Source organism: Rhodococcus sp. R1101 (genome assembly GCF_000278445.1).
GTDB lineage: Bacteria > Actinomycetota > Actinomycetes > Mycobacteriales > Mycobacteriaceae > Rhodococcus > Rhodococcus gordoniae.
Map to the genome: position 1 here is coordinate 1 of NZ_AJVB01000534.1, position 2493 is coordinate 2493.

The following is a 2493-nucleotide window of genomic DNA, read 5'->3' on the forward strand; positions in this document are numbered from 1 at the left end:
TGGCCTTGCGGCCGAACAGGCCGGCGGCACCCATCGCCGTCGCGGACAACACGATCGCGGCGATCCCGAGCCGCCGGTTCGCACGCGGCGGCGACGTCGGAGTGGGGGAGGGAGGGAGAACAGGGCCACTCGGCTCGGACAGCGAAGTACCGGCGCGCGGCGGCGCGGACAGCGAAGTACCGGCGCGCGGCGGCGCGCCCAGGGAAACGGTCACACGTCTTCCTCGGGTCCAGGGTGCTCGAAGAGAGCACCAGCGGGTGATGTCGTTCCCCGCTCTGTCATCGGACCTGAGAGCTTTCGCGGACGTGATCCGCCTACACCTTCGGTGAACCCGGAAGAGTTGCTTTCCAGAGGAGCCTCGCCGTGGCGGTCTGGGGGGCCTGAGAGATTCCCGGGGAGGTTGCTCCTTCGGCGCCCGCTGTGTGCGGGACTCTCCCGCCGCGGTTCGGTGGCTGTTCAGTTGTCCGTCGAGTATCTCATGGACCGGCAACGACCGATCCGCAGGGACGTTCGATGCGAGTACCCGCAGTACCGGCACTCGGTGGTTAGCTTGGTGGGCATGAGCACTCTGCCGAGATCGTGGATACAGCTGCGGATCGCTGCGGGGGTGTACCGATTTCGGGAGAGTCTGTTCGCCCTGCCCGCCCTCATCGTCGTCGCCGGAGCCGTGCTCGCGGAGGTGAGCGGCTACATCGATCGGAGCGTCGACCCCTTCCCCTGGGGCATGAAGATGAACAGCAATGCGGCGATCTGGTTGCTGAGCACCGTGGCGGGCGCCACGATCACCACCGCCGGTGTCGTCTTCTCGTTGACCGTGGTGAGCCTGCAGTTGGCGAGCAGTCAGTTCTCGCCGCGGGTGATGCGCTCCTTCATCCGGGATCGTGTCAGCCAGACGGTCATCGGAATGCTGGTCGCGACGTTCGTCTATTGCGTACTGGCGCTGCGCCACATCGGCGCGGACGAGGCGGCGCCGGCCCCGACGCTGTCGACCACTCTCGCGGTGGCCCTCGCAGTGTCGACCGTGGTGCTCATCATCGCCTATCTGAATCGGCTGGCTCACGGTCTGCAGGTCGGTGAGGTCGTGCGCAGCATCGCGTCGGAAGCCGAGAATGTCATCTCGCACACGGGTCGCAGTGCGAACCGCGAGCTCCATGCGGAGCGGGTGCCGGAATCGGATTTCTCAGAAGGTGCGACGGTGTACGCCCCGCGTGACGGCTGGGTGACCCAGGCGCCGGCCGAGCTCGTTCTCGCCGTGGTCCCGCCGGGGGCCGTTGTACGAATGGAGACACGACCCGGCGCGTACATCCACCGCGGGGAACCTCTTCTGCGGATCCATCCGACGCCGGAGCGGGCTGTGACGCTACGGCGACTCGAGGCGGCCGTGGAGATTTCGAATGTACGTACCATGCAGCAGGACGTGGACTTCGCGCTGCGGCAACTCGTCGACATCGCGCTGCGCGCGTTGAGCCAGGCGATCAACGATCCGACGACCGCGACCGAAGTGGTGCTGCGGCTCGGAAGTCTCCTGCGCACATTACTGGTCACCGACAATCCGGCGCCGGCGATCGCGGGTGCGGAGGGTCGGATCCTGTTACGCCCGTGGATCCTGTCTCCCGAGGAGTACATCGAGCATGCCTTCGAGCAGATCCGACAAGCCGGTTCGGCGCAGTTGCACGTCGCCACAGCGCTCGCCCGGGTGCTGCGCATGCTCGTCGCCTACGTCTCGGAGCAGGGACGCGTCGAGTACGTGCCGGCATTGCAACACCAGTTGCGCATGCTCGTCGACTCGGTCGTCGCCCGGCCGGAATTCCATCCGGACGACCTGGAACGGTTCCGCGCCGTCGCAGAGGGGGCGGCGGATCCCGCAGAACACCGACCGATCTGACCGGACTGCGGTGTAGGACCGGCGGGTGGCGGCTACCCGTCTGTCACAGGAAACGGCCGATCGGGAGGACGAAGACATGGCGACCCACTTCTCCGTCGGTGACCACGTCCGATGGAATTCGGAAGCCGGATACGTCGAAGGTGTGATCATCGACAAGCACACGAAGGACGTGGAATTCAAAGGACGCATGCGGCGGTGCAGCGAAGACGAGCCGCAGTACGAGATTCGGAGCGCCAAGACGGATCACGTCGCGATGCACAAGGGAAGTGCGCTGCAGAAGATCTGATGTGAAGATCGACGGTCAGGTGATCAGTGCTCGACCGACGCCGCACACCGCGACCGCCCACAGCACCGACGTGGACGTGCCGATGATGAACTGTTCCGAAGCGTTCGGCTCGCGCAGTTCGGGATAGCGGGCGAGGCCTTTGACGGCCATGATGACGGCGATCCCTTCCGGCCATCCGGCGAGGATCGAGGCGGTGACGGCCCCGCGTTCGAGAACTCCGATGACGCGGCCGCCGCGCAGCGGACCCGGGGGAGGAGCGGGAGCTGGACCGGCGTCGGGTTGCCGGCGAGCGATCCGGGAACGCGGACGGAGGGACCGGGCC

Annotated in this window: 2 protein-coding genes, 2 pseudogenes and 1 riboswitch; of the genes and pseudogenes, 2 read left to right on the forward strand and 2 right to left on the reverse strand. The window is 66.6% G+C overall.

The genetic code is table 11. The annotated features are described in order from the left end of the window. A pseudogene (locus tag R1101_RS31180) lies at nucleotides 1–214 on the reverse strand (DMT family transporter); the annotation flags it as partial. Between the two features lie 143 nt (nucleotides 215–357). After that, a riboswitch (glycine riboswitch) is annotated at nucleotides 358–448 on the reverse strand. A 111-nt stretch (nucleotides 449–559) separates the two neighbouring features. On the opposite strand from R1101_RS31180, the gene R1101_RS0121130 reads away from it, so the two are divergent. After that, nucleotides 560–1885, forward strand: a complete 1326-nt coding sequence (locus R1101_RS0121130) for a DUF2254 domain-containing protein (RefSeq protein ID WP_198420312.1) — start codon at nucleotides 560–562, stop codon at nucleotides 1883–1885. A gap of 76 nt (nucleotides 1886–1961) precedes the next feature. After that, nucleotides 1962–2171, forward strand: coding sequence for a DUF2945 domain-containing protein (locus tag R1101_RS0121135; protein WP_026003549.1), 210 nt, complete (start codon nucleotides 1962–1964; stop codon nucleotides 2169–2171). Between the two features lie 15 nt (nucleotides 2172–2186). On the opposite strand, the pseudogene R1101_RS0121140 reads toward R1101_RS0121135, so the two are convergent. Beyond that, nucleotides 2187–2493 (reverse strand): annotated as a pseudogene (locus R1101_RS0121140) (hypothetical protein); the annotation flags it as partial.

What these genes read in the sequence shown, in the direction of transcription:
- R1101_RS0121135 (WP_026003549.1), top strand. Translation starts at nt 1,962, where the DNA reads ATGGCGACCCACTTCTCCGTCGGTGACCACGTCCGATGGAATTCGGAA.
- R1101_RS0121130 (WP_198420312.1), top strand. Translation starts at nt 560, where the DNA reads ATGAGCACTCTGCCGAGATCGTGGATACAGCTGCGGATCGCTGCGGGG.